A 25,684-nucleotide genomic window follows, 5' to 3' on the forward strand; every position below is an offset into this window, starting at 1 on the left:
CGTGCAGACCAACCGCCTTGGTCAGGTGATCACGCATCCACCCGCTGGCCTCAATATGCTTCCTGGCGGCTGCCTCCATGGCCTTGCGGGACAACCCCAGCCGCTCCCGAAGCGCTTTCGGATCAGCACGGCGTGCACGATGAGCCGCCCAATACGCCCGGCACCGCGCCGCCGCGTCACGTTGCAACGCCCGCCGCAGCCGGAACGCCGCCACCCATTGCCGCTCCAGACGCTGGTGAACACGTGCGTCGCCGACGTCGAGCTCCAGGCGGATCACCGACACCGGCCCCTCATAAGTGAAGTTCGGGGCCTTCGACCGACCACGCCGCCGCGGCACCCCCACATCAACGCCCATCACAGCGGTGCCATCAGACCGCGCAGCTGCCACACCGTCAGGAAACCATCACCCACCGACAACAACCCTCGGCCGAGCCGCTACCGAAACCCGCTGCCACTAACTGGACTCACCTGCATCCAGATTCACACCGTCCACCTCCTGGCCGGCCCTGGGCGCCTTCGTTGCCAGCACGGGTGCCGTTGGCGCTCATCCATCGGCGCACCAACCTGACCACCCGCGCCTTGGCCGCACTGTGTCAAACACGTCAATCCACGGCTCGATCGAGTCATCCACTACCTGGTGCCGATACCGGCCCACAGCCTGCTGCCCACACCGCAGGACAGCAACCACCCGTGGATCATCCACCGCACCCTCATCCCAGAACACGGTCCGTCGATCACCGCCATCAGCAACAACTACCAACGTCGTATCAACACTCAGGCCATCATCAGCGCACACAATCGCCGCGTCACCGCAGTCCGCCACACCGTGACACAGTTGCTCGATGGACGTGTCGTCCTCGGAGAAGGCGGGTACCGCGACATCGGCTCGATCACCACCCCTGGACGCGACCACACTGGCCGGATCATCCACAACCACCACTACCGGGCGCACAGCCGGATCAGAGCCCGCGTCGAGCACGTCATCGCCCACCTCAAAACGCTGGCAAATCCAGCGCCAACGCCGCCGCGGCGACGCCATCAACCACAACCTCGACATCAACACCGGACTCTGGAACCTCAAGAACCATGCCCAGTTACGGGTCAACTCTTGTCGGCCGTGGGCGTCCGCGCAGGAGCGAATCTGAAGATCGCGGCGCTGGCGGCGACCACGACGGCCGCCAGCCCGATTACCGGTGCCACGGTGAACCTCGTCATGGTCGCACCGACGACCGCGCCCGCGAGCATCGTCAGCACCACCCCGTAGCGGAGCTTCTCCCGCTGTCCGGTGCCGCCTGCGAGTCGGCTGTCGAACCCGATGCCCACGATGGTCTGCGTCAGGACGGTGGTGCTGAGTTCCTGGATGCCGAACTGCCTGGCCGCCGCGTTCTGGCTGCCGAAGCCGACGGCGAGGCCGGCGATGATGATCAGCCTGTCGTGGCCCTGGTATGCCAGCACCCCGGTGCCTGCCAGAATCGACAGCGTCGCCAGGATCAGCACCTCGATGCCGAGCGCGACCGTCAGCCAGCGGCGTACCTCGGTGCCGAGGTGGCGCGCCAGTCGTCCGCCGAGCACCGTGCCTGCGACGAAGCTGACGAATGCGACGACGGCGGCGGTCAGGTCGACGACGGTGTGCTGCACGAACCAGAAGCCAAGGAAGATCACGTTTCCCGTCATGTTGGCCACGAAGACGTGGCCGAGCACCAGCACGCTGATGGCGTCGACGAGCCCGGTGGCGAACGTCAGCAGCATGAGCGCGACGACCGTCATCCGTTGGGACACCGGCGATTCGACTGCCATGGCGGCGCTACAGCTTGGGCGTCAGGTCCAGCGACGTGACCGCCGTCATCTTGGTGATCAGCCACTGCCGGTTCCGCAGCTCCATCGTCAGCCGATAGGCCAGATACCGCAGCGAAGGAATGCCCTTCGTCACCGGACTGGTGGCCACCGAGTTCGTGTACACGATCGCGGACGCCTCCGTCGGCGTCAGCGACTCCACGGCTGCGCCGAGCACCTGCGTGTTGTTGGTGACCTGGGCCTGCTTGTTCGATTCGACGATGGCGTCGATGTAGCGACGATACTCGGTGGCGAAGTCACCCGCCAGGAACTTGCCTGCGCGGTCGGGTAGCGAGTCCATGTCATCCGGGGTGTAGGTCCATAGCGTCGTGATCGCCTTGGCCGCCGTCTCGGCGACCTCGAACTTGGTGTGCGCGGCGGCCCGGTCGGCCAGGTAGGGCTGCAGCGTCGAGCCGGCGAACGCCGCTGCTCCGACGAATAGCGCACCGGCGACGATCGCCGCGACCTTCAGCGCACGGCCCGCGGTCCGGTGCGGCACTAGAACGGGCTCGGCCTCCAGCTCCTCGTCCGACCCTTCCGGGAGAGGTGCGTTTTCGGCATCGGATGCCGTTGTCTCGCTGCTGGATTCGGGCTCGACGCTGTCGGCCACCGGTTCCGCGGTCGGCTTCGTCCGGCGCCACGGGAATCGGCGGCGCGCAGGGGTGGGCTCGACGAAGGGGGTCTCGGCTGCGGCAACCTCGGGTTCGGCCACCTCGGCTGCGGGTTCAGCGGTGTCGCCGGCATCGGAGTCGTCTTGACCCACCTGCCGCAGCTTCTGTCTCGGCAGGCGATGACGGGTGCGCCCCGACTTCCCTCGCGGCACGAGAGCGGCGGCGTCGGTGGTCAGATCACCTGAATCAGTTGGCTGATCCTCCACTGCTGTCCCTCCTCGATCGTCGTGACCACCCAGCGATTGCCGCTCTCGATGGTGGACTTCCCGTCCGGACCGGTGGTGCTGATCTTCGTCGCCACCAGCACGTCGGCACTGCCGTTGTCGTTCCAGCGCTGGACCCCGGCATCGAGGACGGTGCCGGTGGTGGGTTCGGCGCGCGCCACCTGGACGACGATCTCGTTCATCTTCTCCTTGAACGACTTCGCGAAGTCACCCGTGCCCTGCGCCAGGACGCGGTCCGCATAGTCGTTGGCGTGGAACGGATCCAGCGACGTGTAGCTGGTCATGAATCCGCGCACGTAGTCGAGTGCGGACGCATCCCTGACCTGGGTGCGGCGGTAGCTCTCGTGGCCCACCGCCATGAAGATGCTCGCCGCGAGCGCAGCCGCGACGACGAGGACGGAAAGCGTGGTCGCCAGCGGAAGACCCCATCGAAACGGCGGTTTCGTTGTGGCCGTGAAGTATTCGCGCTCCGCGGTGTCGATCTGCCTGCGCGGGCTCATCGGGCTGGCTCGTTCGTCTGGGGCTTCTTCAGGACCGTGAGGTTGGCGACGTGCCAATGGCCGTCGGCGGACCGCTCGAAGTCGACACGGACCGTCGCGGTGATGAACTTCAGGCTCCGCGGATCGGCGCCTCGCTGCCCTTGCAGCGCCACCAGCATCGAGGCCTGCTTCGGTGACGCCGAAAGCACCGCGCTGCTCACGGCCCAGTATTCGTTGGCGACCGCCCCCGCCTTCTGGACAGCCTGCTGCTGGGCGATCAACTGCGGCCGGTACCCGTCGGTGGCCAATGACTGCGCCCTGGCGAAGTCATCCTTGAGCGTCGCGGTGCCGTAGCTCAGCATCTTCTCGACCATCCGGGGACCCTGCTCGGCGATCTCGGTTCGGGTCTTCTCGACGGCACGGTCGTACCGATAGACCGACTGGTAGCCCAACCCACTGCCCGCCGCGCAGAGCAGTGCCGCCACCAGGAACACGATGCCTGCGATCCGGCGCACGTTGCCCTGCGCAGGCCCGACGACGTGGGCCTCGGTGCGCAGCAGGAGATCCGCGAAGGTCCTTTTCCTGCCGTCCCACAGCGGCCAGAGCCATCCGACGAACAGGCTCGCCGTGTCCAGTAGGTGGGCGGCATCGCGCAGCAGCAGCCGGGCGATGCCGGCCGGGGCGCCGGATCGGGTCACGATGCGGATGCCGAACAACGCGCGGCCCAGGCTCCACCCGGTCAGCGCAGGCAGCAACCACCTGTTCAGCACCGTCGCCAGACCTGCCAGCGCTGCCGACGCCACGTACACCCACCACAGCCAGCCCCCCTGCTGTGTCGTCAGCGCGAGGAGCCACGCCGTCGCGATCACCGCCGCGCCGGGCAGCACGTCCACCGCCAGCGCACCGGCGCGTGCCGGCCAGGAGGCGTAGCCGATCGACTCCTGATCCGTCGCCGGTGACTCCGTCGTCTGCTCGAGCAGCGCCGTCACGACGTGACCTGGTCCAGCTTGGCGACCTTGTAGGTCCCGTCCGCGGGGGCCATCTGCACCCGCAACCGGTAGCCCTGCTCCTGATCGGCCGCCTGCGAGTTGGTCACCTTGACCCGAACCGCAACGAGCACGTCGACCGAATCGTCGGGGTTGTGCCGTTCCACCGCGGCGCGAAGATCGGATACCTTCACGTTCACGCTGGCCACTTGATAGGCGTCGACGAGCATTCCAGCGAACAGGTTGGCCTGCACGGCGAAGTCGCCGGTCGAGCACTCGAGGATCTTCGACTGACTGGCCGCCATCGCCGCGGTGTCGGGGGCCTGGGTCGCAGCGACGCATTCCTTTGCGCGTTCCAGGGCGACCGCGTCGTCGCGGGCGATCGCCTCGCTCTGATCATGTGACCGCAGCGCAAGGTAACCGCCGACGGCGACGCCGACCGTCAGGAGCATCAGCACCGCACAGATCGCGACGAACCATCCCCGGCCCACATGCTCGGGACGCCGCATCTCGGCATCCTGCTCACCCGAATCGGCCGGCTCTGCGTCCTCGCTCTGCTCGGTTATGACTGTCGCGACCGAATCATCCAGTGCTTCGGTTTCCTGCCCTCCGGTGGGGTTCAGCTGGCTGGCGCCAGCATCTCCTTCCATCCGTCGTCTCCTGTTTTGCTTGAATTGGTCACGGAGTACGTGACCCCGTCGGGTCCAACGACCTCACCGCTGGACGGGCTGTAGATCGCCGTCGGGCCTGATGCCGGAGTGTAGATGCACGGGTTGGGCTGCTGGCCACTGCATGCGACGCTGCCCTGGCCGGGCGCGGTGAGCGGGTCGCTGCTCGGTGGCGGCGTTCCCGGCAACTGGTCGGCGGGCAGTGGGTTCATCCCGTTGTTGATCGACGGTGCCGGAATCACGTAGCCGGGCTTCACCGGCTGATCGCACCGCGCGGCGGGGGCCGGGCAGGTGAGGATCTGATTCGGGTCCCCGTACCACGGGTTGGTACCCAGCGGAACGTACGGTTCGTTGCTGTGGCATTCCTGCGGCGTCGCAGCACGCTTGCCTGGTACGTCGGCACACGGATAGTTGCGCGCACCGCGAACCACGTTGCCCTGGAAGTCCTTCGGGATCTTGCAGTAGGCAGTCGCCGGCAGCGGCGCCATGCTGGTGTCGGCCGGTGCACGCCACTGCGACGCCGGCAAGAACCCCGTCAGACACGGTGGCGGTTGGCCGATCGAGAGGCCGAAGTGCAGCAGACCCTGACCTTCGAAGATGGTAGCGGTCTGGGCGATCGTCCCGATCTGGGGCAGGATCACCAACGACTGCTCGAGCCCTTTGTGATACCGCTTGAGCATGTCGTTGACGATCGCCAGGTTCGCCAGCACCTGGGGCAGTGAGTCGCGCACACCGCCGAACACTTCGTTGAGCTGATCGGCCGTCGGGGCGGCCTGCTGCAAACCGCTGCGCAACGCTTGATCCTGCTCCGCCGTCTGGGACGTGATGGTGTTCAGGTTGGCCGCCCACTGAGAGATGGCGTCACCCGAGTTGACCTGGCTGTCCAGAATCGGCGTCGAGTTGTTGACGATGTCGTTCACCGGGCCCAGGTTGTCCTTGAAGTCGCTGGCGATCGCGGTCGTCGAGTCGACAAGGCGCTGCAACGCAGGACCCAGTCCACCCACTGCCTGCGACGTCTCGGTCAGCAGCGAGTCGATCTTCTCCTTGGGCAGCACCGCAAGGCCCCTGTTGGCGGAGTCCAGCGCGGGACCGACCTCACTGGGCACCGAGCTTTGGGTGATGGTGGCGCCTCCGGCGAGGTACTGACCCGGGTTGCCCGTGGACACCAGGTCGAGGTACTGCTCGCCGATCGCCGACACCGAGTGCACGTTCGCCGACGCATCGGCCGGGATCTTGATGTTGCTGTCGATGCTCATCTCGGCGCGCGCGCCACGCTCGGTGGGGACGACGGACGTCACCTTGCCGATGGCGGTGCCGCGGTAGGTCACGTTGGCCGTCGAGTACAACCCGCCCGATCTCGGCAGGTCGGCATACAGCTTGTACTGGCCGATACCGGCCAGGGCTGGCAGCCGCAGGTAGTACCAACCCAGTATCACCAGCGCGAGCACCGTCAGAACAGTGAACAGGACCAGCTGGATCTTGATGAGGCGGGTCAGCACAGCTCACTCACCCCTCTCGACCAGCGGTCCACCTGGCGCATCGTGGGCGTTCGGCGTGAACCGGACATCCGGGATCATCGTCTCCGGATCGCGTCCCCACGCCTGCTCGAGTGCCCGCAGCATGCCCGACACACCCGTGCCCGACAGGAACCCGTTGTCGAGGGCCGACAGCGTCAGATCGATGGTGGCCGAGACGTTGATGTAGTCGCCGCGGACCACCTTCGGCACGTTCGTGATGCTGAACGGAGCCGTGAGCAGCAACTTCAGCGCACCGAGCAAGTAGGGCGAGGCCTTGCCCAGTTGGACGAGCGGCCTCTGCAGGTTCTGCAGGTTCGCGGTGATGTCCGGATTCGCCTGCGACAGCGCATCGTCGGTCGCCTTGCTGACCCGGCCCAGCGCAGTGACCGCGTCGGCGAACAGGTCTCGGGTGTCGGCGAAGTGCTTGATCAACGGTGGGAACTCGGTCAGCACGCGGTCCAGGGTGTCGTTGCGCTGCGCGACGATCGACAGCAGCCGGTTCGTCGAATCGATCGCGCGGACGATGTCCTGGCGCTGCGCGTTCAGCTCGCCAGTGAAGGTGTCCAGCCGGCCGAGGAACTCGCGGATCTGATCCCCTCGACCCGAGAGGATGTTGTTGATCTCGGTCTGGATCACTTCGAGGTTCGGGATGCCGCCGCCGGTCAGGATGGTGCCGATGCTCGCCAGCACCCGCTCAGTGGTGGGGAACGACGTGGAGTTCTGCAGCGGGATGGTGTCCCCGCTCTTGAGTAGCTGAGCGGACGGGTCCGGTGGTAGGTCGAGCTGCACGTGCTGTGATCCCAGCAACGAGGTCTGGCCGACCTTCGCCAGGGTGTTGGACGGCAGCTTGAGGTCGCGCTGAACGTCCAGGGTCAGCGTGGCCACCCAGTTCTTCAGCTCGATCGCGCGGACGCTGCCGACGAACACGTCGGCGACCCGGACCCGGCTGTTGACGTTGAGCGCCAACGTATCCGGCATCTGGACGTAGAGCGTCATGGTGCCCTGGCCGGTAGCGGCACCACCCGGCATCGGCACGTTGGCGATGCCCTTCCATCCGCAGGAGGTCAGCACCACGGCGATCATCAGCATCGCGGAGACGCGCTTCGCCATCCGCCCCAGCCTGATTCGCTTGAACATCAGCGTTGTCTGTTCGTCGCGCAAGCGGCTCATCACCCTGCCCCTTGTTCAGCCGGCAGCGGTGGCCCCGCGGGTGCGGGCGCCGGTGCGGGTCCGGGGGCCGCGGGTGCGATGGCGCCCAACGGGTCGCCGGCGAGCACGCCCGGTGCGGGGCCGGGAACCGGCCCCGGCTGCGGGTACCACGGCGGCGGCAGTGGGGTGTTCTCGCTGTAGGCGTTCGGCGGGCCGGGCAGTCGGCCGTCGTTCACCCCGAAGGCCGGCGGTGCGGGGGGAGCCACGATGTCGGGTCCGCCCATCAGCTCGGACAGCGACTCCGGTGTCAGCATGTTCTGGGTGAACGGCTGCACGTCGACTCCCTGCATGCCGGGCGCGACGACCCAGCCGGGCTCGTGGTTGCCGTGCGAGAACAAGGTGTCACGCGAGAAGATGCCCGGCACCGTGGTGTCCTTGTAGCCGGGCGGCGGCTGCAGGCGCGGCTCGGAGTACGCGATCTGCTTCGGTAGCGTTAGCGCGGTAGTGATCTGGTTCAGGCCGAATGGCGGATAGTTGAACTTGGTGGCGTCCAGGATCGGCGCGAGGTACTCCGCACACAGCTCCGCGGAGTCCTGATAGCCCAGCCTGCTGCCCGCCTGAATTGCACTGCAGAGGAATTGCATGGGGTTCGCGTACATGTTGATCACCGGCAGGCCGACGACGCCACCCGCGTTGGGCGAGGAGATGTTCACTGCGTTGGCGGCCAGGTTGGGGAACACGTGCAGGGCCGTCTCGAGGCCGTTCCGCGGCTCGGGCTGCAGGATCGCGTTCGTCACGTCGGCGAGTTTGTTCACGTCGCCGGTCAGCACCGAGGAGTTCTCGTTGAGGAAGCCCCGCGTGGTGGTCAGCAGCTGGTTGAGGTCCCGCAGGGCAGTGGAGACTTCCCTGTCGGTGTTGGTGAACGAGTTGGTGAACTGCGCGAGGTCGTTGTTGAGCGCCACGAACTGCTGATCGCTCTTGTAGAGCGCGTTGACGAACAGCGCCAGGCTCTTCACCACGCCGAAGAAGTCGCCGCGACCCTGGTTCAGGGTGGTGAGCGCCTCGGACAGACTGTTGAGCGTTTGGTTGATCTGCTCGCCCTTGCCGTTCAGACCGTCGGCGAAGGACTCGATGACGTCGCCGAACGGGCCCTTCGGCTGCTGTGGCGTCGGGCCAAGGTCGGTGAGGATCCGGTTGATCGAATCGCGCAGCTCGTCGTACTCCACCGGCACCTGGGTGCGGTCGATCGGGATGACGGCGCCGCTCTCCAGTTCCGGTCCACCGGTATAGGGCGGCGCCAGCTGGATGGTTCGCGATGCCACCAGACTCGGGTTGAGCACCGACGCCGTGACGTTGGCGGGCACCTTGTACTTGGAGGCGTAGGTGAACGTCACCTTCATCTTGTCCCCGGCGGGCTCGATCGAGTCGATCGAACCGACTCTGACGCCCATGATCTGGACCTTGTCGCCCGCGTACAGCGCCAGGGTCTGGGGGAAGTAGGCGACGACGGTGTTGGTGGTCAGCTTCTTGTACACCTGCCAGCCGACGACCGCGGCGATCAACCCCAGGATCACCACGATCGTTCCGACGATCACCGAAGCGCGGCTCAGCGCAGGCAGCCGCAGGTTGCGGATGTTGAAGATGGTCGACATCTAGTTGCCTCCCTGTGATCCGGGCGGGAGGAACGGCGGGTTGCCTGGCAGCGGTGGCACGCCTGCCGGACCCGCGTCGGGACCTGGTCCCGGAGGAGGCGGCGGCCCCACGAGCGCCGGTGGCAATGGCGAGGTGCCGTCACCCTGAAGCGATCCAGGCGCGATGTACGGATCGGACGGTTGCCCGGGCGTGACCGGGACCGTCCTGGCTCCGGGCGGGCCAGGCGCGAACGGCGGCGGCGGAATGCCGGGGACGAAGGACGGGAACTCGCCGGGGAACGCAGCGCTCGGGACGCCGGGCGCCGGTACCGCTGCGGCGGGGTTGGGCGGCAGGCCGACGACGTCGGGACCCTGTCCCGCGTAGTTGGGCCCGTACGGGTTGTTGCCGAACGGACCGACGTCAGTGCCTGCGCATGGCAGCGGATTCGCCGACGTCGGGTAGTTGCCCGGCCCTGGGGTGTACGAGCATGGCGTCCCCGCAACCACTGCGGGACCCGGATGTTCCGGGGTGCCCTCCAGCGGAGTCGGCGCAGCCGGCGGGGCGCCGTTGGCCTGTCGTTGGCCGTTGGGGTCCGGGAACCGGAACGAGGGCAGCCCCGCGTTGCCCCAGAACTCCTCGGGACTGATGCCGCGCTTCTTGAACGCGGCGTCGACCCACGGCTGCAGGATCCAATAGGGCAGCAGATTGACCAGCATCACCTTGAAGTACGGGCCGGACGCAATCGCCTCGCCAAGGGCTGCGGTGAACTTGCTCGCGATCGACAACACGTCGACCAGGTCGTACTTGCGCGCCTCCAGGACGTCGCTGATGGTGTTCAGCTGGTTGAGCACGCGGTTGAGGTTCGGGTTGTCGTCGATGAAGCCCTTGAGCTGTGTGGAGAACTTCCCAACGCGTTCGAGCAGCTGGCTGACCGCGTAGTAACGCTCGTTGATCGCCCCCAACAGGGTCTGTGCGTTCACCAGCAGCTGGTTGATCTGCTCGCTGCGGTTGCCGAGCACGCCCGCAATCTTGTTCGCGTTGGCGAGCAGAGTCTTGATGTCGGCGTCGCGCTTGCCGATGGTGTCGGAGAAACGCTTGACGCCATCGAGTGCCGCGCTCAGATGTGGGGAGGTCTGATCGATGGTCTCCGACAACACGTTCAGCGACTGCTTCACCGTGTCGGTATCCCAGCCCGACGCCGCCTTGGTGAGGTCGAAGAAGGCGTCGTAGATCTGGTACGGCGTAGTGGTCTGGCCGAGCGGCAGAACTCCGTTGGCGCCCAACGGCTTCGAGCCGCGTGGTTCGATCTCCAGGTTCTTGCGGCCCAGGATCGTGTCGGTGCGTATGTTGGCCCGGCTCTCGCTGCCGATCTTCTGACCGCCCAGCGAGTACCCGATGACCACCTTGTCGCCGTCGATATCCATGGAGTTGACCGTGCCGACGTCGACGCCCGCGATGCGGACCTTGTCGCCCGGATTGAGCCCACCGGTGTCGGTGAACTGCGCGTAGTACCTCGGCGTCGCGAAGATCATGGGCACGCTGGCGAAGCTCTGCCCCACGCCGATGACCAGCAGCAGGATGAGCATGCCCATCATGCCGTTGTGGACCCGGTTCGATCCTTCCAGCGTCCTCATTGCGGCGCGCACCTTCCTGAGGGCTGCGACCACACCTTGACCGTGCGGACGGGGCCGCCGGGCTGCAGTCCGTTCATTCGGAGGGTGATGTCGCAGGCGTAGAAGTTGAAGAAGTCACCGTAGACACCACCTGCACGGCCCAAGATCTTCAACGCGTTCGGCAACCGGAGCAGGATGTCGTTGAGCTGATCCTTCTGGTCGACCAGGGGCTGCTGGATGACCTCGAGCTGGGTGACGGTCTTCTGCAGCAGCGGACGGTTCTCGCCGAGTAGGTCGGCGACCGAGCCCGCGGCGTCGCTGATGTCGGCGACCGACGTTGCGATCGGATCGGCGCGGTTCTTCAGCCCCGTGATCAGCTTCTCGAAGTTCTGCACGGTCTCGTCGAATTGCTGCTGGTGCTTGACGGTGGTGTCGAGCACGGTGTTGAGGTTGCGGACCACCTCGCCGATCGCCTGGTCGCGATCGGCCAGCGCCGACGTCAGCTCGCCAGTCTGGTCGAGGATGTCGTTGATGGTGCCGCCCTGGCCCTGGAAGATCGTGATGATCGACTGGGCGATGTTGTTCACCTTGTCCGGATCGAGTGCCCGGAACAGCGGCCGGAACCCGCCGATGAGCGCGTCCAGGTCGAGCGCGGGCTGGGTGTGCTCGATCGGGATGGTGCCGCCGGCGGGCAGCCTCTTCTCGTCGTCACCACGCTTGAGTTCGAGGTAGCGGTCACCGATCAAGTTCAGGTACCGGACCGAGGCGGTGGTGCCCTGGAACAGCGGCAGCGACCGATCGACGGCGAAGTCGACCTTGACCCTGGTCCCGCCGTCGATGAGCTGGACGGCGTCGACCTTGCCGACCTCAACGCCGGAGGCGCGAACGAACTGTCCGGACCGAAGGCCGCTGGCGTTGCTGAAGACCGCCGTGTACCCGGTGGTGCGGTCGAACCGCAGCTGCCCGAACACCACGATGATGACCGCGGTGAACATGAGCAGCACCAAGGCGAAGGCGCCGAGCTTGATCGCTGTACCGGTAATCCTCATGGGTTGATCGTGTTCTCCCCCACTTGGCGTCCCCACACGTATTCGATGGCGATCGGCTGACCGAGTCCGATGTGGTTGTAGGGAGCGATGCTGGCGCCGGTGTCCATCACCAGATACGGGCCTGGCCAAAGGTGACGGGTGACGGGCTGCCAGCAACCCGGCCTGCCCTCGGGGCCGCCACGGGCGTTGACCCGCGGCAGGTTGTCGGGATACACGTACGGGTTGGGCGCACCGAGGATCTCGGAGTAGGTGCGCAGCGAGTAGCCGTTGCCGCCGAGCGACGAGGCGATCTTGGGTTCGGCGTCGTGGAAGTTGCGGATGGTGCAGAACAGCATGGGGCTGTATTCGTCGAGCAGAGCGCTGGTCGGGACGAGGTCGGCGGCGCCGCGGACCAGGTACGGGCCGCCGCGTTCGAAGACCTCGCCAGCGGTGTTGCCGAACCCGACGGAGGCCATCAGGGCCGCGTCGATGTTGCCTTGTTGCTCGTTGAGCGTGCGGGCCGTGGTGACGGCGTGCTCCAGCGCGTCGAAGAGGTTGGGCGCGGCGTCGGAGTAGACGTCGGCGAGGTCGGCCAGTCGTTGGTTGTCCTGACGGATCCGCGGCATCAGCGGGTTGACGTCGGCCAGGATCGTGTTGCCGTTCTCGATCGACTGACCGAACCGGTTACCCAGCCCGTCGAGCGCCTGCGCGGTGGCGGTGAGCGTCTGGTTGAGCTTGACCGGGTCGACCTTCTCCGCCACCGACACCACGGTCTCGAACAGCGTGTTGAACTCCGTCGTCACTGCCGACACGTCGATCACGTCGGCTGACTTGATGCGCGCGGCCGTCGGGTCCTTCGGCGAGGAGAACGCGACGTACTTGTTGCCGAACACCGTGGTCGCCATGATCTCGGCATCGACGTTCTGCGGGATCAGGTGGATGAACTTCTTATCGACGTTCAGGACCACCTTGGCCTTGGGCTCACCACCGACGTCGACCGCCTCGATGTTGGCCACCCGGCCGATCTCGACGCCGTTGTAGGTGACCTTCGACCCCGGATCCATCGCCAGGCCCGACCGCGCCGAGATCATCGTCAGCTTCTCAGGCTCCGCGAAGTCGCCTCGGAACTGCGCCCAGACCAGGCCCACGACGACGGCGGTGATCACCAGCAGGACCAGACCCGCCAGCTTGTACGGCGGCGTCTTCGGCGTGTTGACAGGCGATTGCACTTGGCCCGATGCGATGGTCATCGGCTACACCGTCAGGTTGAAGTTGGCGTTGGTGCCGTAGAGCGCCAACGAAGCGAACAACACGACCAGCACGATCGCGATCAGCGATGCGCGCATCGAGCGGCCAACGGCCTCCCCGACGCCGACCGGACCGCCGCTGGCGTAGAAGCCGTAGTAGCAGTGATTGAGCATCACGATCACCGAGATGATGATCGCCTGCACGAACGACCAGGCCACGTCATCGGGGCGCAGGAACGTCCGGAAGTAGTGCTCGTAGGTGCCGGTGGACTGGCCGTAGAACAAGGTGGTGGTGACTTGGGCGGCCACGAACGACGCCAGGATCGCCATCGCATACAGCGGGATGATCACCACGAAGCCAGCCAGGATCCGGGTCGACACCAGATAGGAGATGGACTTGATGCCCATCACCTCAAGGGCGTCGATCTCCTCGCTGATGCGCATCGCGCCCAACTCCGCGGTCGCGCCGGCACCGACCGTGGAGGCCAGCGCGATACCCGCCTGCACCGGGGCGGCGATGCGCACGTTGACCAGTGCGGCAAAGAACCCGGTGAACGCCTCCACCCCGATGTTGCCCAGCGAGGCGAAACCCTGAATGGCGATCAGCGACCCACCCGAGAGGGTGACGAACCCGACGATGGCCACCGTGCCACCGATCACGGCCATCGCGCCGGTGCCCATCCCGATCTCGGCGATCAGGCGCAGCATCTCGCGGCGGTAGTACCGCAGTGCGTGCCCGATCGACCCGACCGCTGTGACCACGAACCAGGCGACGTGCCCGACACTGTCGAGAAACCGCGCCGGCGAGCCGACGAACTTTTCGCCAGTGGCGACGGCCCTGGGGAACCGGGAGCGCAGGACTGCAGACGTCGACATCTCAGCGCCCCGTTCCGAACCGCACACCAATGGTGGTCAGCACCACGTTGACCGCAAACAGCGCGATCACACACAGCACCAGGGTCTCGTTGACCGCGGTGCCCACGCCCTTGGCGCCGCCGGACACGGTCAGGCCGCGGTAGCAGCCGACCAGTCCGGCGATCAGACCGAACGTCATGGCCTTGACGATCGAGATGAGCACCTCGGGCAGTCCGGTGATCAGCGTCAGCGTCGACACATACGCACCGGCGGAGATGTTCTGCACGTAGACGCCGAAGATGAAGCCGCCGACCAGACCAATGGTGATGACGGCGCCGTTGAGCAGCAACGCCACGAACGTCGAGGCGATGACGCGGGGCACGACGAGCCGGTGGATCGGGTCGATGCCGAGCACTTCGAGGGCGTCGATCTCCTCGCGGATGGTCCTGGCGCCGATGTCGGCGCAGATCGCCGTCGACCCGGCCCCGGCTACCACCAGCACCGTCACCAGCGGACCCAGCTGGGTGACCGCACCCAATGCCGCGCCGGCCCCGGAGATGTCGGCGGCACCGAACTCCTTGAGCAAGATGTTGAGCGTGAAGATGATGAGCACGGTCAGGGGGATCGACACCGCAAGGGTGGGCAGGAACGCCACCCGCATCAAGAACCAGCCCTGAAGAATGAACTCCCGCCACTGGAAAGGCCGCCGGAACAACGCCTTACCGGTCAGCACGCACATCTTGACGAAGCCACCGACCGCGGTGAGACCAGGCCTTACCTGGTCGCGGACGTAGTCGACGAGACCTGGCGTCTGTGCCGTCACCGGACTACTCCCGAGACGAGGCCGCGGTCACTGCAGCGCACCGGCAGAACCTGTCGCACGCCCTCTCCTTGCTCCTGCCCCACGTGTGTGATCCCGGTCTCCCTACTCGTCGGTAGTAAGGCGGACCACAGGACTGTACCCGATCCGATCGGGGCGGGGCACCGCATCGGCAGGATTGAGACCGCAACCGTTAGCAAACCCATCTTCGCTGGTCAGCCTTCCGACGATCCGACAGAAACCGTTGACGCAGAAGAACTTTCGTTCGCGTCAACGGAATTCGTCGCGCCGAAGCGTGTTCTCAGTTCCGTTTTCAGTACCTTGCCTGCAGGGTTTCTGGGCAGTGCGTCGACGACTTCGAGCGCCTTGGGGTGCTTGTAGCGCGCGAGTCGATCGGTGAGAAATTCATCGAGTTCGGCCAGGGTCAGATCCGTCTGCGCACTCGCGCCGAGGGCGACGATCGCCACCGGCACCTCACCCCACTTCTCGTGCGGCCTGCCGATCACCGCCACCTCGGCGATGGCCGGGTGCCCGGCGAGCGCGTTCTCCACCTCGGCGCAGTAGATGTTCTCGCCACCCGAGATGATCATGTCCTTCTTGCGATCGACCACCCAGACGTAGCCCTCCTCGTCCTGGCGAACCAGGTCGCCGGAGTGGAACCAGCCGCCGGCGAACGCCTCGGCCGTGGCCTTCGGGTTGTTCCAGTAGCCCGCCATCAACGTCGGAGCGCGGTACACAATCTCTCCTACGTTGCCGACGGCCACATCGTTCATCGCGTCGTCGACGACGCGCGCGGCGACCGTGGGGATGACCTTGCCGACCGACCCGAGCTTGCGGATCGCGTCCTGGCTGAGCAGCATGCACGTCACCGGCGACATCTCGGTCTGACCAAACGCGGCGAAGATCTGCGTGCCGGGGAACGTCTCGGCCATCTCCCGCAGCACGGTGTCGGACGCCGGTGCCGCGCCCCAGGACAGCACCCGCAGCCGGAGCTGCCGGGGATTGGCCTTCTGCGCCGCACACACCGCCTGCCACTGGGCGGGCACCAGGAAGATCGCCGTCACGCCCTCGGCCTCGAGCACGTCGAGCAGCGCACCGGGATCGAACGCGCCGAGCGGGTAGAGCACGGTGGGCAGGCCGAGCAGCAGGCCGCTGATCATGTTTCCGATGCCCGCGATGTGGAACAGCGGGACGCCGACGAATCCGACGTCGCCGTTGATGTCGGGGCTGATCGTGAAGAGATTGGTCATCGCCTGCCCGGCGATGTTGTTGTTGGTCAGCACCGCGCCCTTGGGTCGACCGGTGGTGCCCGAGGTGTACATGATCAGCGCGGGTGAGTCGTTCGGGACGTCGGGCACGTCCAACGCGCCGCCGCCCTCCTCGGCGAGGAGATCGTCGTAGCCGAGCAGGCCGTCCTCGGTGGGGCTGCCGACGACGATCACGGTGGCCAGCGTCGGATCGAGGTCACGCACCGCCGTCGCCACACCGGCCAGCACCGGTTCGGTCACCACGATCCGGGCGTCGCAGTCGCCGACCAGGAAGGCGATCTCGGGTGGTGTCATGCGGAAGTTGACGGGCACCGCGATGGCGCCGAGCAGATTGGCGGCCAGGATGGTCTCGATGTACTCGGTCCGGTTGAGCATCAGGATCAGCACGCGATCGCCGAACCCGACGCCGCGCCGGCTCAGCGCCCCCGCCAGCGCGGTGACCCGGCGGTCCAGCTCGCCCCAGGTGGTCGTGTGACCGAGGAATCGCAGTGCCGTGGCATCGGGTTGCATCAACGCGTGGCGCGCGAGTTGGTTGGTCCAGTTGTGTCTTCGGGCCAGGTACGGCTGCTCGACAGGCTGAGCCGAGTTGGACGGCGAAGCGGTCAACGTTGTGCTGCTCCCCGGGTCGGTTGGCGCAGGTTGCGCGGCGTTGATATTTGATCAAACATGGTGTTGCCCCGGTCACACTATGGCCTCGGTGGCTCGGGGACAACCCCACGCCAGACGCAAGGACAACGGGACGGAACGCCGTGAACGCACCCACCAAGCCGCGCGTTCGTCGCGAACAACTGTCCGACGAGGTGGCGGCACACCTGCGTGCCGGAATCATGTCCGGCACGCTGCGGCCCGGCACGTTCATCCGGCTCGACGAGACCGCCGCCGACCTCGGCGTCAGCATCACGCCGGTGCGCGAGGCACTACGGACGTTGCGTGGCGAGGGCATGGTGCGGCTCGAACCGCATCGGGGCCACGTGGTTTCGTCGTTGACCCGCGGTGACATCGAGGACATCTTCTGGCTGCAGGCGGCGATCGCCAGCCAGCTCGCCAGGTCGACTGCCGAGCGGATCACCGACGACGAGGTCGACGAACTCGAGCGGCGCGCAGGAGCGGTGGCCGACGCCATCGAGCGTCGTGACGTCGATGACGTCATCGACGCCGAGTTCGCCTTCCACCGAGCGTTCAACCGGTACTCGGGGCGGATCAAGCTGGCCTGGTTCCTGCTGCACGCGGCCCGCTACCTGCCGCGGCACTTCTACGCCAACGATCCGCAGTGGGGTCGGACCATCGTGGCCAGTCGCCGCCAGCTCATCGCGGCCCTGCGGCGCCGCGACGCCGACGAGGTGGTTCGACAGATCAACACCCAGTTCGCCGACGGCGCACGACGACTCACCGCACACCTCGACGAGTTGGGGTTGTGGAACTGACGCCGCAATAGGCCACCGGAACAACAGATCGGCCCGCCACCCCTGGGATGACGGGCCGATTCGGTGCCGCGGGCTTAGGTCCCCGACAGCTGATTCACGTGTCCGGTGAACGACATGGGGGCGCCACCGTTGGAGCACGCCACGGTGGCGATGCGACCGCCGCCGTTTGCCTGAAGGGCCGCGGTCTGCGAGCTGATCAGGGTCGGTCCCTGGCCGGTGTGCCACAGCTCGAAGTTGACGGCGTCGACGGCGAGGGCGGTGCACTTGCTCACCGCGATATCGGTGACCACGCACTGACTGCCGCCAGCGGCCTGGCAGGCCCGCTGCGCTTGGACGTAGGCGTCGTTCCGCGATCCCGCGTTGACCCAGGTGGCCCAGACGCCCGTCTCCGCCGACAAGGCGATGGCGGAGTACTGCGTCGGGCTAGCGGGCTTGACCGGAGCCGGGATGCCGGGCTTTCCCGGAATGTTGGGGACGATGGGGCGTGCGTTGGCGGTCGCGGCTGCGCCGAGGCCTGCGGCCGCGGCTGCGCCGGCAGCGATGAGCATGGTGGCGGCCGTGATCCGACGGCGGGCGGAGGTGGTCGGGTGCGTGGTGGTCATGGTGTTCTCCTTCAGGTTGTCGCGGCCCCCGTGGGCTGCGTTCACCTGCTAGGAGCGGTGAGCCACCGTGTCTCCCTCACTTTTTCGCCAGTGAGTTTCGGGCGGTCAGCGCCGCCTCTAGGTGGCGGCCAACTCTTCGGCGCGGGCCTTGAGGTTGTCGGCCAGGTGTTCCAGCGCGTCGTTGACCATCTTCTTCACCATCGGCTTGGGTACGGGCATCGTCGTCTCGACATCCAGGTCGACCGTCAGCAGCGCGGTCGGGCCCATGGCGACGACGGAGAACACCTGCTCCTGCTTGGAGAACAGGTCGCCCTTCTGCATGACGGTCTGAATCTGATTCTCGCCCGGGTAGTACACCGCTTGGATGTAGCTGATGTCGAAGCCCGACACGGCCGCGTCGAGGCGCAACTGGCTGGGACGGCCGTCGTCGTAGCGCGCCAGCACCCAGACGCCCTTCACCTCTTCGTTCCACTGCGGGTAGGACTCGAAGTCCGCGACGATCGCAATGATCGAATCGGCGGAGGCCGAAACCTCGACGGTCTTGCTCACGATCGGCATCGGACGAGCATATCGACCGCCATCCCCACGAACGGAGCCCAGTGAGCCAGATCCAGAAAACACCCATGCGGGTGGCGATCCTCGACGACTACCAGAACGTCGCGCTGACGTCAGCGGACTGGTCACCCGTGTCGGCCAGGGCCGAGATCACCGTCTTCACCGACCACGTCTCCGATCCGGACGAACTGGTCGACCGCCTCGCCCCGTTCGACGCCATCATGGTGATGCGGGAGCGAACCCCGTTGCCACGCAGCGTCATCGAGCGACTGCCGAGGCTCAGGATGATCGCTTCGACCGGTGCGTTCAACGCGTCGATCGACATGGCTGCTGCCGCCGACGCCGGCATCCACGTCACGCACACCACGGGCACGGTCGCGTCGACCGTCGAGTTGACCTGGGGGCTGATCCTCGGCGCGTCGCGCCATCTCGTCACCGAACGCCAGGCGGTGGCCGACGGCGGATGGCAGACGACCGTCGGGCGCGAACTGGATCGTCGCGTCCTCGGAATCCTGGGCCTGGGCCGGATCGGAACCCGGGTGGCCCGGATCGGTGCGGCGTTCGGCATGGACGTGGTGGCGTGGAGCGCGAACCTGACCGCCGACGCCGCCCAAGAGGCCGGCGCCCGCTACCTTCCGCGTGATGAGTTCTTCGCAACCGTTGACGTCATGTCCATCCACCTGAAGCTCAGCGAGCGATCCCGTGGTCTGGTCGGGGCCGCCGAACTCTCGTCGATGAAGGAGACCGCCCTGCTGGTCAATACGTCGCGCGGGCCGATCGTCGACGAGGCGGCGTTGATCGACGCGCTGCGGTCGCGGTCCATCGCCGGTGCCGCACTCGACGTGTTCGACGTCGAGCCGCTGCCCGCCGACCATCCGCTGCGCACCCTTCCCAACGTGCTGGCGACCCCACACATCGGATACGTCGCCGACCGCCCGTACCGGCTCTTCTTCCGCGACGCCGCCGCTGCCATCGCCGAATGGCTGGAGCGCTCTCAGGAGGAGCAGCACGCGCGCCACAAACCGGCCTAGTCGACGACCGCGGGCTCCAGCAGCGAGCGGATGGCTTCAGGTATGGGCACCGGTCGGCGCGTCGACCTGTCGACGTAGACGTGCACCCAGTGACCAACCGCCGCGACGGGCGCGGGCACTTCGGGTTCCGCGGGCCCGAACACCGCCAACCGGTAGGTGACGCTGGTGGACCCGAGCCGTGTCACGGCGAGCCCCACGACGAGCGGGTCAGGGAACGCCAGTTCGGCGAAGTAGCGGCAGCCGGACTCGGCGACCACGCCCAGCCACGGCGCGGTGACCGGGTCGACGCCGGTGCTGGTGTTGATCCAGCCGTTGATCGCCGTGTCGAACAGCTCGTAGTAGACCGCGTTGTTGAGGTGACCGAACATGTCGTTGTCCGTCCAGCGCGTGTGCACCGGCCAGTGCACCGGAAAATCCCGGCTGGTGAGCGACCGTTCCATGGCTGCAGTCTGTCAGTCAGGGGAGGCTGGTCGGTATGAGAATCCGCGGAGCCGTCCTCGAACGGATCGGCGCACCCCGCCGCTATGCCGAGTCGCAGCCGATCACCATCGCCGACCTCGACCTCGCGCCGCCGGGTGACACCGAACTACAGGTCCGCATCGAGGCCGCGGGCCTGTGCCACTCCGATCTGTCGGTGGTCGACGGCAACCGCGTCCGGCCGGTGCCGATGCTGCTCGGCCACGAGGCGGCGGGCATCGTCGAACAGTCGGGCGCCGCGGTGTCCGACGTGGCCGTCGGGCAGCGCGTCGTGATGACCTTCCTGCCGCGCTGCGGCGATTGCAGCGCCTGCGCCACCGACGGTCTGGCGCCGTGCGTGGCAGGCAGCGCCGCGAACGGCACGGGCACACTGCTCGCCGGGGGGACGCGGCTGACCAGGGACGGCAATCCCGTCCTGCATCACCTCGGCGTCTCGGCGTTCGCCACGCACGCCGTCGTCGACCGTCGGTCGATCGTGCCCGTCGACGCCGACGTGCCGCCGGTGGTCGCGTCCCTGCTCGGGTGTGCGGTACTCACCGGCGGCGGCGCCGTGCTCAACGCCGGACGGCCCAAGCCCGGACAGACGGTGGTCGTCGTCGGCATGGGCGGGGTCGGCATGGCGGCGATGCTCACCGCGCTAGCCCACGACGACGTCATGGTGGTCGCCGTCGACCAGGTACCCGAGAAGCTGGACCGGTCGCTCGCTCTCGGCGCCCACGCGGCGTACGCACCGGATCAGGTGGGTGACCTCAAGGCGGCGGTCGTGATCGAGGCGGCGGGGCATCCGTCGGCATTGGAGACGGCGATCGGCCTGACCGCACCCGGCGGGCGCACCGTCACCGTCGGGCTGCCGCGACCAGATGCTCGAATCAGCGTGTCGCCGTTGGGCTTGGTCGCCGAGGGCCGGTCCCTGATCGGCAGCTACCTGGGCTCCGCCGTGCCTGCCAGGGACATTCCGCGGTTCGTCGAGCTGTGGCGGTCGGGGCGCCTTCCAGTGGAGGCGCTGGTGTCGTCGACGATCGCGCTGGAGCAGATCAACGACGGCATGGACCAACTCGCCGACGGCCACGCCGTGCGGCAGATCATCGAACTGGGTTAGAACCAGCCGTCGCGCATCTCGAGGGTGGTGCGGTCCAGGCTCTCCAGCAGATCCAGTTGTGCTGCGGTCCTGGGTAGTTCGTACCGGAAGAAGAACCGCGCCGCCTGCCGCTTGCCGTCGTAGAAGTCCCCCGCCTGTCCGTGGGCGGCGACGAACTGCTCCAGCCACATCCAGGCGACCACGACGTGCCCGAACGCCTCGAGGTAGACCACGCTGTTGGCCAGCGCGGCCTCGACGTCGCCCGAGCCGAATATCCCCGAGGTGACGGTGACGAGCCGTTCCCATGACGTCCGCAGCGTCGCGGCCAGTTCGGCGGCCTCGCCACCCACCGCGGTCGCCTCCGCGACGGACCCCGACACCGCCTTGTCGAGCTCGGCCAGGCTGGCGCCACCGCGCTGGGTCACCTTGCGGCCCAACAGGTCTAGGCTCTGGATACCGTGGGTGCCTTCGTGGATGGGGTTGAGCCGGTTGTCGCGGTAGTGCTGTTCGACGTCGTACTCGCGGGTGTAACCGTAGCCGCCGTGCACCTGGATCGCCAGGTCGTTGGCGGCCAGGCACCACTGCGACGGCCAGCTCTTGGCCACGGGGGTGAGGATGTCGAGAAGGTCCGTCACGTGCTGGGTCTCTTCGGCGGACTCCGCGGTGTGCTCCAGGTCGATCAGCCGCGCGCAGTACAGCGCCAGCGCCAGCCCGCCCTCGACATAGGTCTTCTGCGCCAACAGCATTCGCTTGACGTCGGGGTGCGCGACGATCGGGATCTGCGGTGCCGAGGGATCCTTGGCGGTCACGGGTCGGCCCTGCGGGCGCTCCCGCGCGTACTGGAGTGACTTCAAGTAGCCGGTGTAGCCCAGGGACACCGCGCCCATTCCGACGCCGAGGCGGGCCTCGTTCATCATGTGGAACATGTAGGTCAGGCCCCGGTGCGGTTCGCCAACCAGGTAGCCGACCGCGCCGGCTTCGCCGCCTGGGCTGAACGTGCCGTCGCCGAAGCTGAGCAGCGGGTTGGTGATGCCCCGTTGGCCCATCTTGTGATTCAGCCCGGCCCGCGCCACGTCGTTGCGCTCGCCGACCGACCCGTCGGGGTTGACCAGGAACTTCGGCACGATGAACAGCGAGATGCCCTTCGGTCCCGCCGGACCGCCGGGAATCTTGGCGAGCACCAGGTTGACGATGTTCTCCGACATCTCGTGCTCGGCGCCCGAGATCCACATCTTCGATCCGAAGAGGCGGTAGCAACCGTCCTCGCGCGACTCGGCGCGGGTGAGGACGTCGGCCAGTGACGAGCCGGCCTGCGTCTCCGAAAGCGCCATCGTGCCGGTGAACCGGCCTGCCAGCATCGGCTTGACGAAGGCCTCGATCTGCTCGTCGGTACCGAACTTGCCCAGCAGGTTGGCGTTGGCGATGGTGAGCATGAGGTAGCCCGACGTGCTGACGTTGGCCGCCGAGAACCACGCGAAGGCCGCCTGCGCCACGCACACCGGCAGCTGGGCGCCGCCGAGGCGCTCGTCGGCGCTCATGCCGAGCAGATCGGCCTGGGCGAACGCGTCGAGTGCCTCCTTGACCTCGGCGATGACGGTGACGCGGGTGCCGTCGAACGTGGGTTCGTTCGCGTCGCTCTTCTTGTTGTGCGGGGCGAAGTAGCGGGTGGCCAACTGCTCGCTCAGATCGAGGACGCCGTCGAACGTCTCGCGGGAGTGGTCGGCGAACCGCTGCCGCTTGGTCAGCTCGTCGACGTGCAGCCACTCGTACAGCAGGAAGTCGAGATCGCGTCGCGACAACAGGGTGGACTTCATGGTTTCCATCATGGCCCCGCCTCCTTCGGTCGGCTGCTACGGCGAGTCGGCGACGTCGATGCCCAGTGGGGAGTCCGCCCGCACCGCCTCGTCCTTGATTAGACCGCGCAGCAGTGCGGTGCTGAACTCGACGGCGATCTCCTGCGCGGTACGGCGTCCCTGGGGACGCAGCCAACGGTAGGACCCCAATGTCATCCCGATGTAGCCAAGCGCGAGCACGTGCGAGTCGCAGTCGTAGAACTCGCCGCTGGCGATGCCGCGGTCGATGACGTCGCGGACGTGCTCGTAGACCGACGTCTCGGCCTTGCGGATGTAGGCGACCTGCTCCTCGGTGAACCACTCGGTGATGTACGGAGCTTCCTGGAAGTACACGGCCCCGCGCTCGATGTCGCTGGCGATGCCGACGAGCAACCGGTGGGTGAAGTGGTAGATCATCTCGCGCGCCGACGCCGTCGGATCGTCGTGCAGCGCGCCGACGGTGAAGTCGGCGGCGGTCTTGCAGATGTCGTACAGGATCAGCGACTTGCTGGCGTAGTAGTGGTACACCGTGGCCTTGTTCAGGCCGACCGCGTCGGCGACGTCGTCCATCCTGGTGCCGTGATACCCCCGCGCGGCGAAGAGCTTCGTGGCTACCCCGAGCAGCTCCTCCCGCCGGGTCAAACCGTTCGCGGAAGCTGCCGATGAACCGCTTGCGCGAAGAGCATTGGGATCGGTCGTGGACATGGCGACTCACTATATGCAGGCCGGGACATCGCCCGGGTACCAATCAACTGGTTGGCCAGTCTAGGCATTCAACCCCGTCCGGTATCCCCCGCGGGGTGTCCGGGTCTAGACTTCGATCAAAGTCGCTTCGCTGGGAGGTACCGATGGATCCGAATCCGGACTACGACGCGAGCGACGAGATCGAGTACTTCTTCAACTGGTTCCCCTGGGCGCTGCGAGGCGTCTACCCACCTCCCGCGTATCCGCCGGTCTAACCCGTGCGCGGCGCGCGACGAGCGCCAATTTCCTGAACTTCCCCACCCGGCGGGTCGATGCCGGGCTCGTCGCATAGCCGCCTGCGTCAGGCCGCCGCCGCCTTGACCGCGCGACCGACCTCCGCGCGCAGCCGGGCGTACTCGGGTGAGAGACGCAGTTCGTCGGCGTCGACCCCGGTGCGTGGCAGGTCCACGGGCAGGTCCAACGCCACCTGCCCGGGCCGCCGGGTCAGCACCACGATGCGCGATCCCAGGAACGCCGCCTCGTCGGCACTGTGCGTGACGAACACCGTCGTGCGGCCCGACTCCGCGCTGACCTGACGGACGTCCTCCTGGAGGCGTTCCCTGGTGAGCGCGTCCAACGCGGCGAATGGCTCATCGAGAAGAAAAAGCGGGGTCTCGGCGGCCAGCGCGCGTGCGATCGCCACGCGCTGCTGCTGCCCACCGCTGATCTCCCAGATCTTGCGGTCGGCCGTGCCGTCCAGACCTACTCGCTGGAGCAGTTGGTCACGCCGCTCGGCGCGCCGCTCCCGCGGCACCTTGGCGTACTTCAGCGCCAACTCGACGTTGCCGCCGACGGTGCGCCACGGGAACAGCCGCGGCTGCTGGAACACCACACCTGCTGTCACGCCAGGCGTCGGGGGTGTTCCCTCCACCGCAACCGTTCCCTCACTGGGGGTTTCGAAGCCGGCGATCAGTCGAAGCAGTGTGCTCTTACCGCAGCCCGAGGCGCCGACGAGCACCAGGAACGAGCCCGGTTCGACCGTGATGTCGACGGGCCCGAGCGCCGTGACTTGGTCCCTGCCCGAGCCGTAGCGGTGCGAAACGCTCTTGATTCGCAGGCCGCCGCGGGTCTCGACATCACTGGGCGAGGGCACCCGGCAGTCCCTTCACATAGATCGCGTCCTGGAAGGTCTTGAGCGGGGCGGCGGCGGGGATCTGGTTCTGCTCGGCGAGGAACTGCGACGCGGCCTGCAGATTCTTCGCGATGTTGCCCACCGCGCCTTCGGTGCCAAGCCACTCCGGCGAAGTCAGCTGCTCGGGTGTCAGGTACACGCCCTGCTTGAGTTGTCCCGCAACGACATCGGGACTCAGTCCGATCTCGGCCGCGATCGCCTTGGCGGCCGCGTCCGGGTCGTCCTTGATGGTGGTGAGTGCACGGGCCTCCTGCTGACGCCACTTGTCGACGACGTCGGAATGGGCGGCGGAGAACTCATTGGACACCGCAGCGAGATCCAGGGTCGGCTTGCCGTCCTTGGCCAGCTGACGGCTGGTGATCAGGTCCTTGCCCGTCTTGCGCAGGTCGTCCAGCGTCGGCAGCCAGGTGTAGGCCGCGTCGATGTCACCACGGTCCCATGCCGCCAAGACCGCCTGCGGCTGCAGGTCGATCAGCTGAACATCCTTGGGCGTCAAGTTGTTCTGCGCCAACGCGGCCAACAGACTGTAGTGCGCCGTCGATGCGAACGGCGTGGCGATTCGCTTGCCCTTCAGGTCGGCCATCGTGTTGATGCCACTGCCGTTACGGGCGACCAGCGCCTCGTTGTCGCCTGCGACGTCGAGTACGAAGGCGACGCTGTAGGGGATGTTCAGTGGTGCCGAAAGGCCGCGGGCCACCGGGCTGGAGCCGAGCGCGCCGAAGTCCAGCTCCTTGGCGATGAACGCGGTGTTGATGTCCGCGCCGGAGTCGAACTTGATCCACTTGATGTTGTAGTCGGGCAGCGCCTCTTCGAGCCACT

General features: G+C 66.9%; 26 protein-coding genes and 1 pseudogene. 4 read left to right on the top strand and 23 right to left on the bottom strand.

Going from position 1 to position 25,684, the window contains the following annotated elements; genetic code table 11:
- The 16 genes and pseudogenes from QOC69_RS08130 to fadD5 form a co-directional block, all read right to left on the bottom strand.
- Window positions 1-283 (bottom strand): annotated as a pseudogene (locus QOC69_RS08130) (transposase); the annotation flags it as partial.
- Window positions 284-544: 261 nt separating this feature from the next.
- The gene (locus QOC69_RS08135; protein ID WP_526438175.1) at window positions 545-1,039 is read right to left on the bottom strand and encodes a hypothetical protein; all 495 of its coding nucleotides are present in this window, start codon (window positions 1,037-1,039) and stop codon (window positions 545-547) included.
- Between the two features lie 62 nt (window positions 1,040-1,101).
- On the bottom strand, window positions 1,102-1,797 hold the full coding sequence (locus QOC69_RS08140; protein WP_526438177.1) for a YoaK family protein: 696 nt from the start codon (window positions 1,795-1,797) through the stop codon (window positions 1,102-1,104).
- Window positions 1,798-1,804: 7 nt separating this feature from the next.
- The gene (locus tag QOC69_RS08145) at window positions 1,805-2,710 is read right to left on the bottom strand and encodes a mammalian cell entry protein (RefSeq protein ID WP_526438179.1); all 906 of its coding nucleotides are present in this window, start codon (window positions 2,708-2,710) and stop codon (window positions 1,805-1,807) included.
- A complete protein-coding gene (locus QOC69_RS08150; RefSeq protein ID WP_526438181.1) occupies window positions 2,677-3,228 on the bottom strand; it encodes an Rv1363c family protein in 552 nt (183 codons plus the stop codon). The genes QOC69_RS08145 and QOC69_RS08150 overlap by 34 nt, the downstream gene beginning before the upstream one ends.
- The gene (locus QOC69_RS08155) at window positions 3,225-4,196 is read right to left on the bottom strand and encodes an RDD family protein (RefSeq protein ID WP_526438183.1); all 972 of its coding nucleotides are present in this window, start codon (window positions 4,194-4,196) and stop codon (window positions 3,225-3,227) included. The genes QOC69_RS08150 and QOC69_RS08155 overlap by 4 nt, the downstream gene beginning before the upstream one ends.
- Window positions 4,193-4,843 carry an Rv1363c family protein gene (locus tag QOC69_RS08160; RefSeq protein WP_526438185.1) on the bottom strand — a complete coding sequence of 217 codons (651 nt, stop codon included), beginning with the start codon at window positions 4,841-4,843 and terminating at the stop codon, window positions 4,193-4,195. Before QOC69_RS08160 ends, QOC69_RS08155 begins: the two co-directional genes overlap by 4 nt.
- Window positions 4,813-6,360 (bottom strand): virulence factor Mce family protein, encoded by a 1,548-nt coding sequence (locus tag QOC69_RS08165; RefSeq protein ID WP_526438187.1) that lies wholly within the window; start codon window positions 6,358-6,360, stop codon window positions 4,813-4,815. Before QOC69_RS08165 ends, QOC69_RS08160 begins: the two co-directional genes overlap by 31 nt.
- 3 nt (window positions 6,361-6,363) lie before the next feature.
- Window positions 6,364-7,515 carry a virulence factor Mce family protein gene (locus tag QOC69_RS08170; RefSeq protein ID WP_526438217.1) on the bottom strand — a complete coding sequence of 384 codons (1,152 nt, stop codon included), beginning with the start codon at window positions 7,513-7,515 and terminating at the stop codon, window positions 6,364-6,366.
- A 32-nt stretch (window positions 7,516-7,547) separates the two neighbouring features.
- The gene (locus tag QOC69_RS08175) at window positions 7,548-9,179 is read right to left on the bottom strand and encodes a virulence factor Mce family protein (RefSeq protein WP_526438189.1); all 1,632 of its coding nucleotides are present in this window, start codon (window positions 9,177-9,179) and stop codon (window positions 7,548-7,550) included.
- The gene (locus tag QOC69_RS08180; protein WP_526438191.1) at window positions 9,180-10,793 is read right to left on the bottom strand and encodes a virulence factor Mce family protein; all 1,614 of its coding nucleotides are present in this window, start codon (window positions 10,791-10,793) and stop codon (window positions 9,180-9,182) included.
- Window positions 10,790-11,821 (bottom strand): virulence factor Mce family protein, encoded by a 1,032-nt coding sequence (locus tag QOC69_RS08185; protein ID WP_526438193.1) that lies wholly within the window; start codon window positions 11,819-11,821, stop codon window positions 10,790-10,792. The genes QOC69_RS08180 and QOC69_RS08185 overlap by 4 nt, the downstream gene beginning before the upstream one ends.
- On the bottom strand, window positions 11,818-13,050 hold the full coding sequence (locus QOC69_RS08190) for an MCE family protein (protein WP_526438195.1): 1,233 nt from the start codon (window positions 13,048-13,050) through the stop codon (window positions 11,818-11,820). The genes QOC69_RS08185 and QOC69_RS08190 overlap by 4 nt, the downstream gene beginning before the upstream one ends.
- A 3-nt stretch (window positions 13,051-13,053) precedes the next feature.
- The gene (locus tag QOC69_RS08195; RefSeq protein WP_526438197.1) at window positions 13,054-13,923 is read right to left on the bottom strand and encodes an MlaE family ABC transporter permease; all 870 of its coding nucleotides are present in this window, start codon (window positions 13,921-13,923) and stop codon (window positions 13,054-13,056) included.
- A 1-nt stretch (window position 13,924) separates the two neighbouring features.
- Window positions 13,925-14,641: an MlaE family ABC transporter permease gene (locus QOC69_RS08200; RefSeq protein WP_526438219.1), complete on the bottom strand. Its 717-nt coding sequence runs from the start codon at window positions 14,639-14,641 to the stop codon at window positions 13,925-13,927.
- Window positions 14,642-14,937: 296 nt separating this feature from the next.
- Window positions 14,938-16,596 (bottom strand): fatty-acid--CoA ligase FadD5, encoded by a 1,659-nt coding sequence (gene fadD5, locus QOC69_RS08205; protein ID WP_526438199.1) that lies wholly within the window; start codon window positions 16,594-16,596, stop codon window positions 14,938-14,940.
- 143 nt (window positions 16,597-16,739) lie between these two features.
- Here fadD5 and QOC69_RS08210 point away from each other — a divergent pair, with 143 nt between their 5' ends.
- A complete protein-coding gene (locus tag QOC69_RS08210) occupies window positions 16,740-17,414 on the top strand; it encodes a GntR family transcriptional regulator (RefSeq protein WP_526438201.1) in 675 nt (224 codons plus the stop codon).
- Window positions 17,415-17,488: 74 nt separating this feature from the next.
- On the opposite strand, the gene QOC69_RS08215 is transcribed toward QOC69_RS08210, so the two are convergent.
- Window positions 17,489-18,016 carry a DUF4189 domain-containing protein gene (locus QOC69_RS08215; protein ID WP_526438203.1) on the bottom strand — a complete coding sequence of 176 codons (528 nt, stop codon included), beginning with the start codon at window positions 18,014-18,016 and terminating at the stop codon, window positions 17,489-17,491.
- Window positions 18,017-18,133: 117 nt separating this feature from the next.
- Window positions 18,134-18,574: an SRPBCC family protein gene (locus QOC69_RS08220; protein ID WP_526438205.1), complete on the bottom strand. Its 441-nt coding sequence runs from the start codon at window positions 18,572-18,574 to the stop codon at window positions 18,134-18,136.
- A gap of 65 nt (window positions 18,575-18,639) precedes the next feature.
- On the opposite strand from QOC69_RS08220, the gene QOC69_RS08225 reads away from it, so the two are divergent.
- Window positions 18,640-19,602: a D-2-hydroxyacid dehydrogenase family protein gene (locus tag QOC69_RS08225; protein WP_526438221.1), complete on the top strand. Its 963-nt coding sequence runs from the start codon at window positions 18,640-18,642 to the stop codon at window positions 19,600-19,602.
- Here the strand turns inward: QOC69_RS08225 and QOC69_RS08230 are convergent.
- Complete coding sequence (locus QOC69_RS08230; RefSeq protein WP_526438207.1) at window positions 19,599-20,042, bottom strand: acyl-CoA thioesterase; 444 nt, start codon at window positions 20,040-20,042, stop codon at window positions 19,599-19,601. The genes QOC69_RS08225 and QOC69_RS08230 overlap by 4 nt on opposite strands.
- A 35-nt stretch (window positions 20,043-20,077) precedes the next feature.
- On the opposite strand from QOC69_RS08230, the gene QOC69_RS08235 reads away from it, so the two are divergent.
- Complete coding sequence (locus QOC69_RS08235; protein ID WP_526438209.1) at window positions 20,078-21,178, top strand: alcohol dehydrogenase catalytic domain-containing protein; 1,101 nt, start codon at window positions 20,078-20,080, stop codon at window positions 21,176-21,178.
- Here the strand turns inward: QOC69_RS08235 and QOC69_RS08240 are convergent.
- Together QOC69_RS08240 and QOC69_RS08245 are read right to left on the bottom strand one after the other, a co-directional pair.
- Complete coding sequence (locus QOC69_RS08240) at window positions 21,175-22,971, bottom strand: acyl-CoA dehydrogenase C-terminal domain-containing protein (RefSeq protein WP_526438223.1); 1,797 nt, start codon at window positions 22,969-22,971, stop codon at window positions 21,175-21,177. The two genes, QOC69_RS08235 and QOC69_RS08240, sit on opposite strands and share 4 nt — an antisense overlap.
- Before the next feature lie 36 nt (window positions 22,972-23,007).
- Complete coding sequence (locus tag QOC69_RS08245; protein WP_526438211.1) at window positions 23,008-23,694, bottom strand: TetR/AcrR family transcriptional regulator; 687 nt, start codon at window positions 23,692-23,694, stop codon at window positions 23,008-23,010.
- Between the two features lie 143 nt (window positions 23,695-23,837).
- On the opposite strand from QOC69_RS08245, the gene QOC69_RS08250 reads away from it, so the two are divergent.
- The gene (locus QOC69_RS08250) at window positions 23,838-23,948 is read left to right on the top strand and encodes a hypothetical protein (RefSeq protein WP_155948358.1); all 111 of its coding nucleotides are present in this window, start codon (window positions 23,838-23,840) and stop codon (window positions 23,946-23,948) included.
- Between the two features lie 86 nt (window positions 23,949-24,034).
- Here QOC69_RS08250 and QOC69_RS08255 read toward each other — a convergent pair whose 3' ends face one another.
- Both QOC69_RS08255 and QOC69_RS08260 read right to left on the bottom strand, forming a co-directional pair.
- Window positions 24,035-24,826, bottom strand: a complete 792-nt coding sequence (locus QOC69_RS08255) for an ABC transporter ATP-binding protein (RefSeq protein WP_526438213.1) — start codon at window positions 24,824-24,826, stop codon at window positions 24,035-24,037.
- Window positions 24,810-25,684, bottom strand: an 875-nt coding sequence (locus QOC69_RS08260; RefSeq protein WP_526438215.1) for a taurine ABC transporter substrate-binding protein, incomplete at its 5' end; no start/stop codon positions are given. The genes QOC69_RS08260 and QOC69_RS08255, both read right to left, overlap by 17 nt.

The sequence above is a fragment of the Mycobacterium sp. genome, assembly GCF_032162105.1.
GTDB lineage: Bacteria > Actinomycetota > Actinomycetes > Mycobacteriales > Mycobacteriaceae > Mycobacterium.

Bases quoted from the DNA above. Each gene is read 5' to 3' on its own strand.
- QOC69_RS08135 (WP_526438175.1), bottom strand. From the start codon at position 1,039: ATGGCGTCGCCGCGGCGGCGTTGGCGCTGGATTTGCCAGCGTTTTGAG.
- QOC69_RS08140 (WP_526438177.1), bottom strand. From the start codon at position 1,797: ATGGCAGTCGAATCGCCGGTGTCCCAACGGATGACGGTCGTCGCGCTC.
- QOC69_RS08150 (WP_526438181.1), bottom strand. From the start codon at position 3,228: ATGAGCCCGCGCAGGCAGATCGACACCGCGGAGCGCGAATACTTCACG.
- QOC69_RS08160 (WP_526438185.1), bottom strand. From the start codon at position 4,843: ATGGAAGGAGATGCTGGCGCCAGCCAGCTGAACCCCACCGGAGGGCAG.
- QOC69_RS08170 (WP_526438217.1), bottom strand. From the start codon at position 7,515: ATGTTCAAGCGAATCAGGCTGGGGCGGATGGCGAAGCGCGTCTCCGCG.
- QOC69_RS08175 (WP_526438189.1), bottom strand. From the start codon at position 9,179: ATGTCGACCATCTTCAACATCCGCAACCTGCGGCTGCCTGCGCTGAGC.
- QOC69_RS08180 (WP_526438191.1), bottom strand. From the start codon at position 10,793: ATGAGGACGCTGGAAGGATCGAACCGGGTCCACAACGGCATGATGGGC.
- QOC69_RS08185 (WP_526438193.1), bottom strand. From the start codon at position 11,821: ATGAGGATTACCGGTACAGCGATCAAGCTCGGCGCCTTCGCCTTGGTG.
- QOC69_RS08190 (WP_526438195.1), bottom strand. From the start codon at position 13,050: ATGACCATCGCATCGGGCCAAGTGCAATCGCCTGTCAACACGCCGAAG.
- QOC69_RS08195 (WP_526438197.1), bottom strand. From the start codon at position 13,923: ATGTCGACGTCTGCAGTCCTGCGCTCCCGGTTCCCCAGGGCCGTCGCC.
- QOC69_RS08200 (WP_526438219.1), bottom strand. From the start codon at position 14,641: ATGTGCGTGCTGACCGGTAAGGCGTTGTTCCGGCGGCCTTTCCAGTGG.
- QOC69_RS08215 (WP_526438203.1), bottom strand. From the start codon at position 18,016: ATGACCACCACGCACCCGACCACCTCCGCCCGCCGTCGGATCACGGCC.
- QOC69_RS08220 (WP_526438205.1), bottom strand. From the start codon at position 18,574: ATGCCGATCGTGAGCAAGACCGTCGAGGTTTCGGCCTCCGCCGATTCG.
- QOC69_RS08225 (WP_526438221.1), top strand. From the start codon at position 18,640: ATGCGGGTGGCGATCCTCGACGACTACCAGAACGTCGCGCTGACGTCA.
- QOC69_RS08230 (WP_526438207.1), bottom strand. From the start codon at position 20,042: ATGGAACGGTCGCTCACCAGCCGGGATTTTCCGGTGCACTGGCCGGTG.
- QOC69_RS08235 (WP_526438209.1), top strand. From the start codon at position 20,078: ATGAGAATCCGCGGAGCCGTCCTCGAACGGATCGGCGCACCCCGCCGC.
- QOC69_RS08240 (WP_526438223.1), bottom strand. From the start codon at position 22,971: ATGAAGTCCACCCTGTTGTCGCGACGCGATCTCGACTTCCTGCTGTAC.
- QOC69_RS08245 (WP_526438211.1), bottom strand. From the start codon at position 23,694: ATGTCCACGACCGATCCCAATGCTCTTCGCGCAAGCGGTTCATCGGCA.
- QOC69_RS08250 (WP_155948358.1), top strand. From the start codon at position 23,838: ATGGATCCGAATCCGGACTACGACGCGAGCGACGAGATCGAGTACTTC.